Origin of the sequence: Bacillus sp. FSL M8-0025, from assembly GCF_037975475.1 — a bacterium.
Taxonomy (GTDB): domain Bacteria; phylum Bacillota; class Bacilli; order Bacillales; family Bacillaceae; genus Bacillus; species Bacillus subtilis.
The window spans coordinates 1,711,333-1,724,957 of record NZ_CP150258.1 but is presented as its reverse complement, the minus strand read 5'-3'; the positions used below and the strand labels follow the sequence as shown (position 1 = coordinate 1,724,957).

Annotated in this window: 12 protein-coding genes; all 12 read right to left on the bottom strand. The window is 42.9% G+C overall.

Annotated features, from left to right (window positions below):
- Positions 1–148: 148 nt before the first annotated feature.
- The 12 genes from recA to spoIIIE all read right to left on the bottom strand — a co-directional run bounded on the left by recA (position 149) and on the right by spoIIIE (position 13,567).
- Positions 149–1,195, bottom strand: a complete 1,047-nt coding sequence (recA, locus tag MKX38_RS08980; RefSeq protein ID WP_003245789.1) for a recombinase RecA — start codon at positions 1,193–1,195, stop codon at positions 149–151.
- Positions 1,196–1,367: 172 nt separating this feature from the next.
- A complete protein-coding gene (locus MKX38_RS08975) occupies positions 1,368–2,618 on the bottom strand; it encodes a competence/damage-inducible protein A (protein ID WP_003231847.1) in 1,251 nt (416 codons plus the stop codon).
- A gap of 17 nt (positions 2,619–2,635) precedes the next feature.
- Positions 2,636–3,217, bottom strand: a complete 582-nt coding sequence (pgsA, locus tag MKX38_RS08970; protein WP_003244753.1) for a CDP-diacylglycerol--glycerol-3-phosphate 3-phosphatidyltransferase — start codon at positions 3,215–3,217, stop codon at positions 2,636–2,638.
- Between the two features lie 49 nt (positions 3,218–3,266).
- Entirely contained in the window at positions 3,267–4,133 is an 867-nt protein-coding gene (gene rodZ / locus MKX38_RS08965; RefSeq protein WP_010886511.1) for a cell shape determination protein RodZ, read from the bottom strand.
- 66 nt (positions 4,134–4,199) lie between these two features.
- Complete coding sequence (locus MKX38_RS08960) at positions 4,200–4,991, bottom strand: YmfK family protein (protein WP_003220998.1); 792 nt, start codon at positions 4,989–4,991, stop codon at positions 4,200–4,202.
- Positions 4,992–5,120: 129 nt separating this feature from the next.
- The gene (locus tag MKX38_RS08955; protein WP_003245199.1) at positions 5,121–5,378 is read right to left on the bottom strand and encodes a DUF3243 domain-containing protein; all 258 of its coding nucleotides are present in this window, start codon (positions 5,376–5,378) and stop codon (positions 5,121–5,123) included.
- Between the two features lie 80 nt (positions 5,379–5,458).
- Complete coding sequence (gene efpI, locus MKX38_RS08950) at positions 5,459–6,187, bottom strand: EF-P-5 aminopentanone reductase (RefSeq protein WP_038428977.1); 729 nt, start codon at positions 6,185–6,187, stop codon at positions 5,459–5,461.
- A 54-nt stretch (positions 6,188–6,241) separates the two neighbouring features.
- Entirely contained in the window at positions 6,242–7,528 is a 1,287-nt protein-coding gene (locus tag MKX38_RS08945) for a pitrilysin family protein (protein WP_003244823.1), read from the bottom strand.
- On the bottom strand, positions 7,525–8,805 hold the full coding sequence (locus MKX38_RS08940; RefSeq protein WP_339189205.1) for a pitrilysin family protein: 1,281 nt from the start codon (positions 8,803–8,805) through the stop codon (positions 7,525–7,527). The genes MKX38_RS08945 and MKX38_RS08940 overlap by 4 nt, the downstream gene beginning before the upstream one ends.
- A 179-nt stretch (positions 8,806–8,984) precedes the next feature.
- Positions 8,985–10,196 carry a bacillibactin exporter BcbE gene (gene bcbE, locus MKX38_RS08935; RefSeq protein ID WP_031600514.1) on the bottom strand — a complete coding sequence of 404 codons (1,212 nt, stop codon included), beginning with the start codon at positions 10,194–10,196 and terminating at the stop codon, positions 8,985–8,987.
- A gap of 138 nt (positions 10,197–10,334) precedes the next feature.
- Positions 10,335–11,060 carry a GntR family transcriptional regulator gene (locus MKX38_RS08930; protein ID WP_003245732.1) on the bottom strand — a complete coding sequence of 242 codons (726 nt, stop codon included), beginning with the start codon at positions 11,058–11,060 and terminating at the stop codon, positions 10,335–10,337.
- Between the two features lie 143 nt (positions 11,061–11,203).
- Positions 11,204–13,567 carry a DNA translocase SpoIIIE gene (spoIIIE, locus tag MKX38_RS08925; protein WP_251232942.1) on the bottom strand — a complete coding sequence of 788 codons (2,364 nt, stop codon included), beginning with the start codon at positions 13,565–13,567 and terminating at the stop codon, positions 11,204–11,206.
- Positions 13,568–13,625: the final 58 nt, after the last annotated feature.

The window sequence follows — 13,625 nt, the reverse complement described above, 5'->3', positions numbered from 1 at the left end:
TAAATTCCATTTTGCACACGTTTTGTTAGACGAATAAAGCCCTAAAAAAGTTGTCAAAAAAAGCAATATTTTTATCATTTTTTTGCAAAATACAAAAAAGCTGAGTTTTTCACTCAGCCTTTTGTATCATTTGAAACTTATTTTATTTTTATTCTTCAAATTCGAGTTCTTCTTGTGTCTCTTCAGCTTGCTGCTGCACTACTCCGTTATTATCCAAGCCGTAATGTTCGCGAATTTGCTCCTGGATCATCAGCATGATATCTTTATTTTCTTTCAGGAATTGTTTTGCATTTTCACGGCCTTGGCCAAGACGCTCTTCTTCATAAGAGTACCATGAACCGCTTTTTTGCACGATATCAAGTTCAGTTCCTAGATCAATGATTTCGCCTTCTTTTGAAATGCCTTCTCCGTACATAATGTCAACCTCGGCTGTACGGAACGGCGGAGCCACCTTGTTTTTCACGACTTTGATTTTCGTTTTGTTCCCCATTACGTCGTTGCCTTGTTTCAGCTGTTCAGCACGGCGCACTTCAAGACGCACGGAAGAATAGAATTTCAACGCACGGCCGCCAGGTGTTGTTTCCGGGTTCCCGAACATAACACCGACTTTTTCACGAATTTGGTTAATGAAAATCGCGATTGTCTTCGATTTGTTAATGGCCCCTGAAAGCTTACGAAGCGCTTGAGACATTAAGCGTGCTTGTAAACCGACATGCGAATCTCCCATGTCGCCTTCAATTTCCGCTTTCGGAACGAGAGCGGCTACAGAGTCGACAACGACAATGTCAACTGCCCCGCTTCGAACCAATGCTTCCGCAATTTCAAGCGCCTGCTCGCCTGTGTCAGGCTGAGACAGTAAAAGCTCTTCGATGTTAACACCGAGCTTTTGCGCGTATACCGGATCTAACGCATGCTCCGCATCGATAAACGCGGCTTGTCCGCCCTGCTGCTGAACTTCAGCAATCGCATGAAGCGCCACAGTTGTTTTACCTGAGCTTTCAGGACCGTATACTTCAATAATCCGTCCGCGAGGATATCCGCCAATTCCCAGTGCTGTATCAAGAGCGAGGGAGCCGCTTGGTACAGTAGAAATTCTTGTATCTGTCTTTTCTCCCAGTTTCATAATGGAACCTTTGCCGAACTGTTTTTCTATTTGTTTAAGAGCCATATCTAAGGCTGCCTGACGATCACTCATTCTATTTTTTCCTCCTTTATGTTACCACTACATATACTATACCCTGTTTGAAGGGATTTGCCAAGAAAAAAGCGAACGCATATTCGGATTTTTTCTTGGCGTGATTCCTATCAAAATATCATAATGTATCAGAGAAATCATGTTTTCTTAGGAGGATAATGTGCTGAAAATATTATTTTTGCTCTAAAAGCTTTAAGATTAAATGGCAGCCGTATTTAGCGCCGCGTTTTCTGATCCCCGTTCTGGAGCCCGCAAAGTGAAACTCGTGAACCTCTTCTTTACCATTTGCGGAAATGCCGATAAACACATGCCCAGGCTCATGCCCTTCTTGAGCATCAGGTCCTGCTACACCAGTAAAGCTAATGCCGATATCGCTGCCAGTGAGTTTTTGAACACCCTTAGCCAGTTCGGATGCGCACTCCTTGCTGACCGCCCCAAAACGATCTAATGTTTCCTTCTTGACACCAAGCACATTCTGCTTCACGTCGTTTGTATAGCAAACAACGCCCCCGGCAAATAATTTTGAGGCACCGCTATGATCCGTCAGCCATTCAGAAAACAGCCCTCCGGTAAAGCTTTCTGCCGCAGAAATTGTTATGCCTTTTTCCTTACACGCTATAGATAGCTCTTTTACAAGAGAAGTATCATCGTAACCATAGAAAAATTCACCGACACGCTCTAAGATAACGGCCTCTGTTTCTTTTAACAGACGCTCTGTTTCCTTTTCATCGGCGTGTTTGGCTGTCAGACGCAGCGTCACCTCTCCATCAGCCGCCAAAGGCGCAATTGTCGGATTGGTTTGTGCATCAATAATATCTTCCAAATCGGCTTCAAGCTGAGATTCACCGATACCGAAAAAGCGAAGAACAGTTGACACAATTTTTTCATTTGAACCCATCTTTTTCAGCAGAAGAGGCTTTGCCTCGTTTTCAAACATTGGACGCAATTCGCTCGGCGGTCCAGGAAGAAGCATATAATAGCGCGATTCATGCTCTGTGAGCATTCCCGGGGCCATTCCAAAGTGATTCGCCAGCACGTCAGAGCCTTCGATCACAAGCGCCTGTTTTCGGTTATTAGGTGACATCGTGCGTTTTGTTCGTTTGAAATAGTCCTCAATGGATTGGAATGCCTCATCATTTAACACAAGCGGACGTCCCAGCGTATTTGCAATCGTTTCTTTCGTCAGATCATCTTTTGTGGGTCCAAGCCCTCCTGAAAAAATAATGAAGTCAGAGCGTTCTTCAGCAATGCGGATGACCTGCTTCAGCCGCTCCGGGTTATCTCCGACCGCTGTATGATAAAATACGTTGACCCCGATTTCAGCGAGCTGTTTGCTGATAAATTGAGCATTTGTATTGGCGATTTGGCCAAGCAGCAGCTCTGAACCGACTGCAATTATTTCTGCTTTTTTTGGAAATTCCATGACGAAGTCCTTCTTTCTTAGTTAGATGTTTTTAACGCTTCCCAGTTTTTAGAGAAATATTCCCAGCCTGAAACGACAGTAAAGAAGACGGCTACCCACAGCGCCAAGTCCGCAAACGGGAATGACACAAGTTCAAATGGAAGATTATGAAGAAGCAATGCGGATACCGCAATAATCTGTGCCCAGGTTTTGATTTTACCAAGCATGTTAGCAGCTACGACTTCTCCTGTTCCAGCCAAAACAAGCCTTAAACCTGTCACGGCAAACTCCCTGCTGATAATCACAATGACCATCCAAGCTGGAGCGAGATCAAATTGAACAAGGATAATTAACGCTGCGGATACGAGCAGTTTGTCCGCAAGCGGATCAAGAAATTTCCCGAAGTTTGTTACGAGATTTAATTTTCGGGCATAATACCCGTCCACCCAGTCTGTTGTAGATGCAATAATAAATAGAATGGCCCCCGCCAAATGTGCGACCGGGATGGATTCGTCTCCAACTTCGAGCCTGCCCCAGTCAAACGGCGCCAGCATGATAATCATGAAGATTGGGATTAATGCGATTCTAGCTAGTGTGATTTTATTTGGTAAGTTAAACATAAAGCCCCTCCAATTTCATACTCGGACGTGAAGAAAAGTCATCTGGTAATTAAGATGACTTTTCTTCCTTTTTATTTACAATCTTTATGGTTTGTGCCATCACTTTTTTCGGATCAAGTTCATATGAAAGAACCTTACCGTTGATTTTTATTTTCAGATTAGGTGCATATCCGGTGCGGATATCAACTTGTTTCTGATCAGTTATGTCTTTTTTATAGGTTTCGTCTTTTTTCAGCGTTCCTTCTTTTAAAGAGCTGCTGTTTTCATCGCGCACTCGAATCCAGGAGCTGTCTGATGCCTTCAGTTCCAGCTCGATTTTATCAGCGCCGGACACTTCATAAGTCGTTAACGATCCTTCAGTGCCAGCAGCTTTAATCTCCAGCTTCTCACTGTCATTTTCTTTTTTCTTATCTTCGTTTTCTTTCGTTTCTTTTTTAGTGTCTGTCTCTTTTTCAGAGCTGTTATTTTGATTCTCTTTCAGCGTTGAATCTTTAGGGATTTCGTACTTGCTCTCACTTTGCGTAATTGCTTTTTCTGATGCCGCATTGTGATCATCACTGTTTTTGTGATTGGCAAATTGAATGATCGCGTACACAATGGCAATCACGACAATCACGCCGAGAATAACAAGTATTGTTGGCAGCAGCTCCAGCGCCTTAGATGCTGGCTTTGGCATTTCCTTTTGAAGATTCATGCCGGAGATCTTTTCAGACACATCATCATGATACGTATTAGGGATATCTTTTTTATGCTCCTCAAACAGCTGATCCGCATCAAGCCCAACGGCTTCTGCATATTGCTTGATGAATGCCCGAACATAAAACTTCCCCGGAATAATGTCATAGTTTCCTTCCTCCAAGGCGGTTAAATACCTTTTTTGAATCTTTGTTGCCGCTTGGAGATCATCCAATGACATTGCTTTTTCCTCTCTGGCTTCTTTGAGCCGGATTCCTAGTTCAGTCACAACAAACACCTTCCAATTTTAAAAATCAAAGCTTGAAAACCCGGATTGATCAAACATTTGGGGTTCCTCGGCATGTTCATATGTAATAACCTCATCAGGGTCATTTCTCAGTTCAATAATATAATCAAAGTCATCTAGTGTATACTCTGTATTTTGAACGAATATGTCCGGATGCTCCACCACTTTTGTTGCAGGCAGCCGCATGATTTCTCGGACCAGCTGGAGATGGCGTTCTGACCCTCTTCGTGTTGACACAATTCCGTCAACGATAAAGACATTTTCAGTGCTGTATTCATCGGCAATCAGCTGGCTTCTTATCGTCTGCTTCAGCAAGGTTGATGACACAAACAGCCACCTTTTGCTCGCACACACACTAGAGGCTACAATCGATTCCGTTTTCCCGACACGCGGCATACCTCTGATTCCGATTAATTTATGGCCTTCTTTTTTGAACAATTCGGCCATAAAATCGACTAATAAGCCAAGCTCGTCCCGTTCAAAGCGGAACGTTTTCTTGTCATCGGCATCCCGTTGAATATAACGGCCGTGGCGTACGGCAAGACGGTCGCGAAGCCTCGGTTCTCTAAGCTTCGTTACTTTAATTGTTTCCATCGTTTTTAAGATTGATTCTAATCGTTTAATTTGATCTATATGGCGGCACCTGAGGAGCATTCCCCTTCTGGAAAGATCGACGCCGTTTATCGTTACGATGTTGATAGAAAGCATCCCAAGAAGAGATGAAATATCCCCGAGCAGTCCGGGGCGGTTCACTTGAATTTCATATTCAAAATACCATTCGAGCTTTGCCAAATGATATACCCCCTTCATTGTGGCAAAATTTTACCTTCCTTTATCATAAAGCATTTTTCTCTAATTAGAAAGAAGAATGTTGCTGTGATGAGGAAAACATAAAAAAGAGAGGAAAAATCCCCTCTCTTCCTAGTGAGTGCTGTTATTTTCAACAAGCTTAACCATCATATTGGCAATGGCGTGCTGTTCATCTTTTGATGCTACACTCCAAAGATCTGCCAGCACTTTTTCCTGCTCGTTCTTAGATTCCACTTCATTAGCCAAGTAGCTGCCGATTTCTGTCGCAAGATCTGTAATCGTATCCTGGCTCATACCTTTATCTTGCGCATAGTTTAGACGGTCGCCAAGGAAGTTTTTCCAGCTATCCCAGTTTTCTAATACTGACATGCTTGTTTCCTCCATTTCATGTGAAGTTACAAGATTATTGTGTCCTTCACAAAAGAAACTATACACCGAATATTTTCGGATCAGCAGTGCCAGCCGCCATTCACCGACAGAATTTGGCCGGTGATATATGACGCTTTTTTAGACAGGAGAAAAGCTGTTGCATCCGCAATTTCTTGCGGCCGGGCCAGCCGGCCGATCGGAATCTCATCAGCGATCTCTTCTTTTTCAGCCGGGGTAAATTGATTCATCATATTTGTATCAACTGCGCCCGGCGCTACGGCGTTTACTCTGATTCCGCTTGGCGCCAGCTCCTTAGCCAATCCTTTTACAAACGAATGCTGAGCTCCTTTTGCCATGCTGTACAGCACTTCACAGGATGCTCCAGTCTCTCCCCAAATCGAGCTGACAGCCACAATCGCTCCCGATTTATTCCGAATCATGCCTGGCAGAAGGTTTCTCGTCAGCATATACGGACTCGCCACATGAAGCTGAACCATTTCCTGGACTGTTGCGTTATCTACATCCGTAATCAGCCCAAAATGGCTTCTTCCACTGTTTAAAACAATCGCATCAATAGGCTGAACAATTGAACTTGTCAGCTTATCTGCTCCATCTTGCGCGGACAGATCAGCTTGTAATATCTCCGCATTTACGCCAAACATCTGACTTAGTTTTTCAGCAAGCTCCGCTGCCGCATTTTGATTTGTATTGTAATGCAGCAGCAGATTGTATCCTCTAGCTGCAAGGGTTTCGCTGATGCTTTTGCCAATGCCGCCGCTTGCTCCGGTGATTAGTGCTGTTTTGTTCATCCTCTTTCCTTCTTTCCGCAGAAAAACACCCCTCACACTGGAGGGATGTTTTGTTTATGATTTAGGAACAACCTTGCAGACAGTCAGTCTGTCTGCAGCAATTTCCTCTTGTATTACGTTCTGGACATCCTCGAGGGTAATCTGCTCGAGTACCGTTACAACGTCAAACAGACTCATATCCAAGAACGCATAACGGGTAAATTGATTGGCAATGTATTCAGGGGAATTCAGCGCTTTTAAGAATGTGCCAATCTTTTTCTTTCTGGCAAGTTCAATCTTTTCAGCAGTAATCAGTTCACCGGCGCGCAAAAGCATGCTTGAAATGTCTTCAGCCAATTGATCAGGCTCAGGCGTATCTCCGCCGATCGCCGCAAAACCGAACCCATATTCAGCAGTAAAATCAAAGCTAAACGTTTCGTCAATATATCCTTTTTCATAAAGTGATTCATACTGGGCAGAGCTTTTGCCAAAAAGAGCTTCAAGCAATAAGTTCATTGAAAGTTCATGCTTTAAGAGCTCTTTGCCTAATTTAAACGGATTTTTGGATTTCAGCCCAACAAGACATTTCGGTCCCTGCACGTTCATTTTGATCTCTTTTTCTTTTCGGAAAACCGCTTCTTGCTCTTTCACTTCTTCCCGTTTGATCTCCGGCTGATCAGTATACGGCTTTTTCCCCTGGTTTTCTCTTACCTGAGAAATAATCGCTTCAGGATCTACAGGTCCGACAATGAAAAGGAGCATGTTACTCGGGTGATAAAACGTTTCATAGCATTCATAAAGAAGGTCTTTTGTAATATGTGAAATGCTTTCCACTGTTCCCGCTATGTCAATTCTGACAGGATGCTCTTTGTACATGTTTTCAATGACCCCGAAGTAAAGCCTCCAATCAGGGTTATCGTCGTACATATTAATCTCCTGCCCGATAATCCCTTTTTCCTTTTCAACCGTTTTTTCAGTAAAATATGGGTCCTGTACGAAATCGATAAGCGTCTCTAAATTGCGTTCAACATTTGATGTGCTTGAGAAAAGGTAAGCCGTTCTTGTAAATGACGTAAACGCATTGGCAGAAGCCCCCTGTTTGCTGAAATCTTGAAAAACGTCTCCGTCCGCTTTCTCAAACAGCTTGTGCTCAAGAAAGTGCGCAATCCCGTCCGGCACGTGAACCATCTCGTTTTTACCTAAAGGGACAAACCGGTTATCTATCGAGCCGTACTTTGTTGTAAAGACCGCATATGTCTTGTTGAAGCCTTTTTTCGGCAAAACGTAAACATCAAGGCCGTTGGACATTTTTTCATGATACAACGTCTCCTGAAGCTGTTCATATTCGATTGGTTTGATCAAGATGCACCCTCCGTCCCTTTTAAGAAATAAGTCGTATCAAGCTGAATCTTTTCGCCGGCTTTAATGATATCCTCTTTTGTGACATTCTCAATATTGGCAAGAAAGTCTTCGATAGGAATCTCGACTTGAGCAGCAGCCTGCTGATATAAAAATTCAGATAAACCGTATGCTGTATCAATCGTTTCCAGCACTTGATTTCGAATGACGGCCTTTGTCTGTGCTATATCCTGCTCACTGAAATCGCCATTTTTCATTGCCTGGAATTGCTCAGCAATAATCGAAACCGCCTGTTCAAAATTTTTCACTTCAATGCCTGACATCACCATTAACAAGCCTTTAAAACTTTCTATACGGGAAGCCGCGTAGTAAGCAAGACTGGCTTTTTCCCGAACATTAATGAAAAGTTTAGAATGAGAGAATCCGCCGAACAATCCGTTAAACACTTGTAAAGCAGGATAATCCTGATCTGTATAAGTGATGCTGGTGCGGTAGCCGATATTCAGTTTTCCTTGCTTGACATCCTCTTCATCAATTACTTCTTTTGGCTGAACTTTTTCATCAGCGTGATTGTTTTCAATCGTGCCAAGAGTGCGCTCTTCTGTTTTGAAATACTTATCAATTGCCGATTGTACCTGGTTACTGTCCACATCGCCAACTACATATAAATCAAGCTGGTCTTTTTGGATAGCGCTTTGGTATGTTTCGTATAATTGCTCTGCCGTAATGTCATCGACATCGTCGATTTCACCATTGACATGAAGCGCGTAAGGCTCATTTTTGCACATTTCCTGTATCAGCCTTAAATTCGAATAGCGCATTTTATCATCATAGACGGCTTGGATTCTTTGCTTAAGCGTCCGTTTTTCTTGAGCCACATATTGTGACTGAAAAGCGTCTCCCTCCAAAGCAGGTGAAAAGACGAGTTCTGCGAGAAGCTGGAGCCCTTTCTCGAGAAGCGGCGTTTGGTCTTTTAAATATTTTTCATTCGGGATTTCAAGCCTGAACGTAATGACATGCCGCTCTCCTTTTTTCGTGAGATCAGCCGATACTGATGTGCCGTACAGCTCATCCAAATATGAACGCAATTCTGCGGTTTTCGGATGGCTTTTCGTTCCGCGAAGAAGCACATGCGGGAGCAGCGCTCTTTTGGTGACTTGGTCCTTTGTCAGCGGCGCAAGCATCTTAAAAATAAGCGAGACGGTTTTGAATTTTTCTGTTTCTACAATGTGTGCGGTTAAACCGCCGTGCTTTGATTTGAGTTCATTAACATATGACATATGGAACCTCCTTCGTTCATTTCTTAATTAGTATGTATTATGACCAATTTTCAGCATCCGCAGAAACACTCTTTCATGTAATTATAGCAACTGTAGGATTTATAAGGAAACAATAACCTCCGCATGCTGTATAGGTACAGTTGTAAACTGTGCAAGGAAGCGCAAAAAAAGACGGCTGGCTAGACCGTCCCTAAGTTTTTTTCTTCTTCTTCACTTTTTTTAGCATCTACAGTAAAGAGCACTAAAAATAAAGAAACGATGCTGCAAAACGCCGAGAGTATGAAAATAATCCAGTTTGCATTAGACATTAATGCAGCAAAAACAGGTGGACCGAGAGCTACTCCTATAAAGCGCATGCTATTGTAGAAGGAGGAAATGGTTCCGCATTGTTCACTTTCAATCCCTTCGGTTATCAATGCATCTAAAGCAGGAAGAGCCATTCCAATCCCAATCCCGCCAAAGCTTAAAAAGACAAATAAAAAATAAAAACTGTGGTTCCACCACAAGGCAATAAACGAAAGGGTTAACAGAATCATTCCTGTAACAACGCAAAATTTCATTCGGCCTTTATCTTTACCGATCTTTTTGCCAGCTATAAAAGAACTGGTTGACAAAAACAAAAGTGGGATTGCCAGTAATCCGCCTTTAGCTACTCCGTCAATAGCATACTTGTTCTCCAGCGTATCTGATAAATAAAATAATACGCCAAATAACAAAAACATAATGACACATCCGATAATGAAGACCGTATAAAGCCAGCGACCATCCTGTTTAAAGATTTTCTTCACACTCTTAATAAACTCAGAAACAGCAGGCGCATCTTCATCTTCTTCAGGCTTGGCCACCAAAAACAATACGAGCAAAAAGCTGATCAAACAGAAAAACGGAATAAACCAAAATGGTACAAACCAATACCAAGAAGCCAGTAAGGCTCCAAGTATGGGACTCAGTACCTTCCCTGACGTGTTAGCGGTTTCAATATCGCCAAGACCCGCGCTGACCTTTTCATCGTCTCCTTTAAACAGGTCGCCGATAAACGGCATGACAATCGGAGCGGCACCTGCAGAACCAATGCCTTGAAGAACCCGCCCCGCCAAGATCATAGCATAAGGATTTTTCATATAGGTCGAGGCAAAAGCAGCTACGGCTCCCCCCAATCCTGCAATGAGGAGGCATGGAAGCAATATTTTTTTTCTCCCGAAACGATCCGACAAATATCCGGCAATCGGAATGCAAATAATTGCTACTACTGAATATACAGTAATGATTAAAGATACTTGAAATGAAGTCACAGACAGCTTTTTCTCCATCATCGGAAGAACAGGAATCAGCATGGAGTTCCCGAGTGTCATCACAAGCGGGACAGAAGACAATGCAATAATATTTTTCATTCCATTTTTCTCTCTCAACATTTTCACCCATTCACTTTCTTGTCATCCCTTATATATTGCGTTAACCGGAATGAAAGTATGTACAAAGAAACATGAATCAGTGCAAATAAAAAAACAGACACATACAGGCGTCCGTTTTTAGAATCGTTTACGCAAAACATGAAATCTGAATTTATCTGCTCTAAAATAATTTAAAGAATAAAGCACCGGTTTATCGTGCTGATCGTAATGGGTTTGTTTTAACAGCAAAAGGGCTGTTTCAGGATCGCATTCAAGCACTGGAGAAATGGTATCGTGATAGCCGATCGGTTCTATATCAGTTACTGCATAGCTGATTACGGAGCCTGAATTTTTCTCAAGAAGGTCAAACATAGATTCTTGCTGATGAGAAAAAGAATTCGGCAAAATATTCATCGGAATTTTGTCTATACAATACACAATCGGCTGTCCGTCAGCTGTCCTGACTCGTTCAAGGTAAAAAAGTTCTTGCCCTTCTGCCAAATGAAATCTCTTCGTATCATCTTCAGACGGCATAAGCACTTGTGATGATAGAAAAATCGTGCCAGGGGTCATATTCGCCTGTTCTATCATCTTGGTTACACTGTTCAGCTGTTCAATGCCCGAAAGAAATAACGGCTTAGAATGGACAAAAGTGCCTACACCATGCCTTCTGATAATCACATGCTCTTCTTCCAGTATCCGCAAGGCTTCTCTTAGCGTCGCTCTGCTGACACCAAGCTTTTTGGAAAGCTCAAATTCAGAAGGCAGCTTTTCCTTCTCAGTGTAGATCCCATTTTTTATATCCTCTTTAATTCGTTCAATTACTTTCAAATACAAGTGCCGATTATCAGCTTTTGTAGACATGTTTCCCCTCCGTAAACCACTTTCGATAAAAATTATTGAACAATTGGGACAACTATATCATGTTTTGTCGAAAAAATAAATAGAAAGGTGAGCAGTTTACATAATGTTATTATTGACAACTATAGAAAGCGGAACTCCCTTCATTAAGAAGAGAGCTCATCATATTTCTCTTTTGATAATAATACTTCCCTAGGTTTGCTGCCTTCATACGGTCCGACAACACCGCGTTCCTCCATTGCGTCAATCAGGCGCGCCGCTCTCGTATAGCCGATTCTGAATCTTCTTTGCAGCATTGAAACAGATGCCGTCTGCATGCCGACGATTAATTCAACAGCTTCATCATAAAGTTCATCAGTAACCTCGGAATGAGTTTCCGTTGTCTCCTCAGGAATCATTTCTTCTTGATATTGCGCTTTCTGCTGCGTAATCACATGGTCGACGACCTTCTCCACTTCGTCATCCGACAAAAATGCTCCCTGCACACGGACAGGTTTGTTAGCCCCTACAGGTAAAAACAGCATATCGCCGCGGCCAAGAAGCTTCTCAGCGCCACCCATGTCAAGAATGGTCCTTGAATCCGTCTGTGAAGATACGCTGAACGCGATTCGTGACGGAATGTTCGCTTTGATCACCCCTGTGATAACATCCACCGACGGCCGCTGTGTCGCAATAATGAGATGGATGCCGGCAGCCCGTGCCATTTGGGACAATCTCGTAATCGAATCTTCCACATCAGATGAAGCGACCATCATGAGATCGGCAAGCTCGTCCACAATGACAACAATATAAGGCAGCTCTGGCTGTTTCGCTCCTTCTTCATTGTTGGCGCGTTTTATATAATCATTGTATCCTTCAATATTTCTTGTACCCGTATGAGAAAATAATTCGTACCGCCGCTCCATTTCATTGACAACCTTTTTCAAAGCCTGCGACGCTTTTTTCGGATCGGTTACAACAGGAGCAAGCAAATGCGGAATTCCGTTGTAGACATTTAGCTCTACCATTTTAGGATCGATCATCATCATTTTCACTTCATGCGGTTTCGCCCGCATTAAAATACTTGTAATAATGCCATTGACACAGACACTTTTCCCGCTACCGGTTGCGCCTGCGACCAAAAGGTGGGGCATCTTGTTTAACTCAGCCAATACAGCTTCACCTGAAATATTGCGGCCGAGTCCAATTAACAGCTTCGCATCCGGTCTGTCATTCAATTTAGACTCCAGCACTTCTTTCAGTGAAACCATTGCCACTTCTGCGTTTGGAACTTCAATTCCGATTGCTGATTTGCCTGGTATAGGCGCTTCGATCCTGATATCCTTCGCAGCAAGCGCAAGCGCTAAATCATCGCTTAAATTGACAATTTTGCTAACCTTCACTCCGACATCAGGATATACTTCATATTTTGTTACGGCCGGTCCGAGATGAACCTGTGTGACTTTCGCCTTTACGCCAAAGCTTTGGAATGTGCGTTCAAGCTTTCTGGCATTTTCATAAATATTCTTTTTATCAGCCTGCTGGCCGGTATGCTTCGGATCTGCCAGCAAATCCAGTGACGGCATCTCGTAATCCTTATTTTCGAGCTCTGTAAAGGTCATAGGAGGAGCAGAGACAATTTCCTGATCACCTGTCTCCGGTTGGATGTCCTGAAGCGGCTTCGACACAGGTTCGGCGCGCTTTTCTATAACTGGAGACTCTTCCTCTTCATTACGATCAGAAAAGCTTGAGATAATCGGCTCTGAATGAATAAGAGGCGATACTGTTTCATAATCCCCCTCTTCATCAGGAGGCTCCGGTTCCATTTGCTGTTTTTTGCGGGCCGGTTTTTGTTTTTTGCTCGGCGCTTTCGTTTTTTTCGATGACTGCATATTTGATTTGAAGGATTTCATATCATCAATAAATGCTAACCATTGTTCTTTTATAAAACGTCCAATCGGGCTCATCCACTTTTTTAGCGTTTCTTGTAGCGAGCGTCCTGTTACTAAAATCATTCCGATCAAAATCATGACAATTGCCATGATCTGAGAACCAGTCGACGCAAACAAAAAGTGTGAAGCCGCAAACAGCAGCGCACCGATCATCCCTCCGCCTAAATCAGGTGAAGCAGAGCTGCCATTCATGTCCATTAAAAACAATTCCCACGTATTGCGCACCACGCTTGCGGACTCAATAGACCCTTTGTGCGTCAAATTTTTAAATAGCTGCACATGAGAAAGCAGCAATATGCTTGCGATGATACAGTACAACCCGGCCTTTCGTCTCGTTAAAAGGCTTGGGGTTTTTTTCTTCCAAAACAGTGAGATTCCTAACACCAATAAACCTAACAAGCATAAAATAAACCACTCTCCAGCAAAAAAGCGGAACAAATAGATAAACGTTTGCCCGACTACCCCCAGCTGCAAGATTGCGATAATTGAAATGGCTATACACAGCAATCCGTTGAGCTCGTATTTTATATTGAGCTGTTTCGCCTGTTTTTTTCTTGATTTTCGTTTTTTCTTTGCCACACTCATCACCTTACTGCGTTAAAAAATGTAAGTTCATACATAATGAAGAAAGCAGCCG

Excerpts from the sequence above, each read along its gene's own strand:
- MKX38_RS08975 (WP_003231847.1), bottom strand. The coding sequence starts at position 2,618 with ATGGAATTTCCAAAAAAAGCAGAAATAATTGCAGTCGGTTCAGAGCTG.
- MKX38_RS08940 (WP_339189205.1), bottom strand. The coding sequence starts at position 8,805 with ATGTCATATGTTAATGAACTCAAATCAAAGCACGGCGGTTTAACCGCA.
- rodZ (WP_010886511.1), bottom strand. The coding sequence starts at position 4,133 with ATGTCATTGGATGATCTCCAAGCGGCAACAAAGATTCAAAAAAGGTAT.
- MKX38_RS08955 (WP_003245199.1), bottom strand. The coding sequence starts at position 5,378 with ATGTCAGTATTAGAAAACTGGGATAGCTGGAAAAACTTCCTTGGCGAC.
- pgsA (WP_003244753.1), bottom strand. The coding sequence starts at position 3,217 with ATGTTTAACTTACCAAATAAAATCACACTAGCTAGAATCGCATTAATC.
- MKX38_RS08930 (WP_003245732.1), bottom strand. The coding sequence starts at position 11,060 with ATGTCTACAAAAGCTGATAATCGGCACTTGTATTTGAAAGTAATTGAA.
- recA (WP_003245789.1), bottom strand. The coding sequence starts at position 1,195 with ATGAGTGATCGTCAGGCAGCCTTAGATATGGCTCTTAAACAAATAGAA.
- efpI (WP_038428977.1), bottom strand. The coding sequence starts at position 6,187 with ATGAACAAAACAGCACTAATCACCGGAGCAAGCGGCGGCATTGGCAAA.
- bcbE (WP_031600514.1), bottom strand. The coding sequence starts at position 10,196 with ATGAAAAATATTATTGCATTGTCTTCTGTCCCGCTTGTGATGACACTC.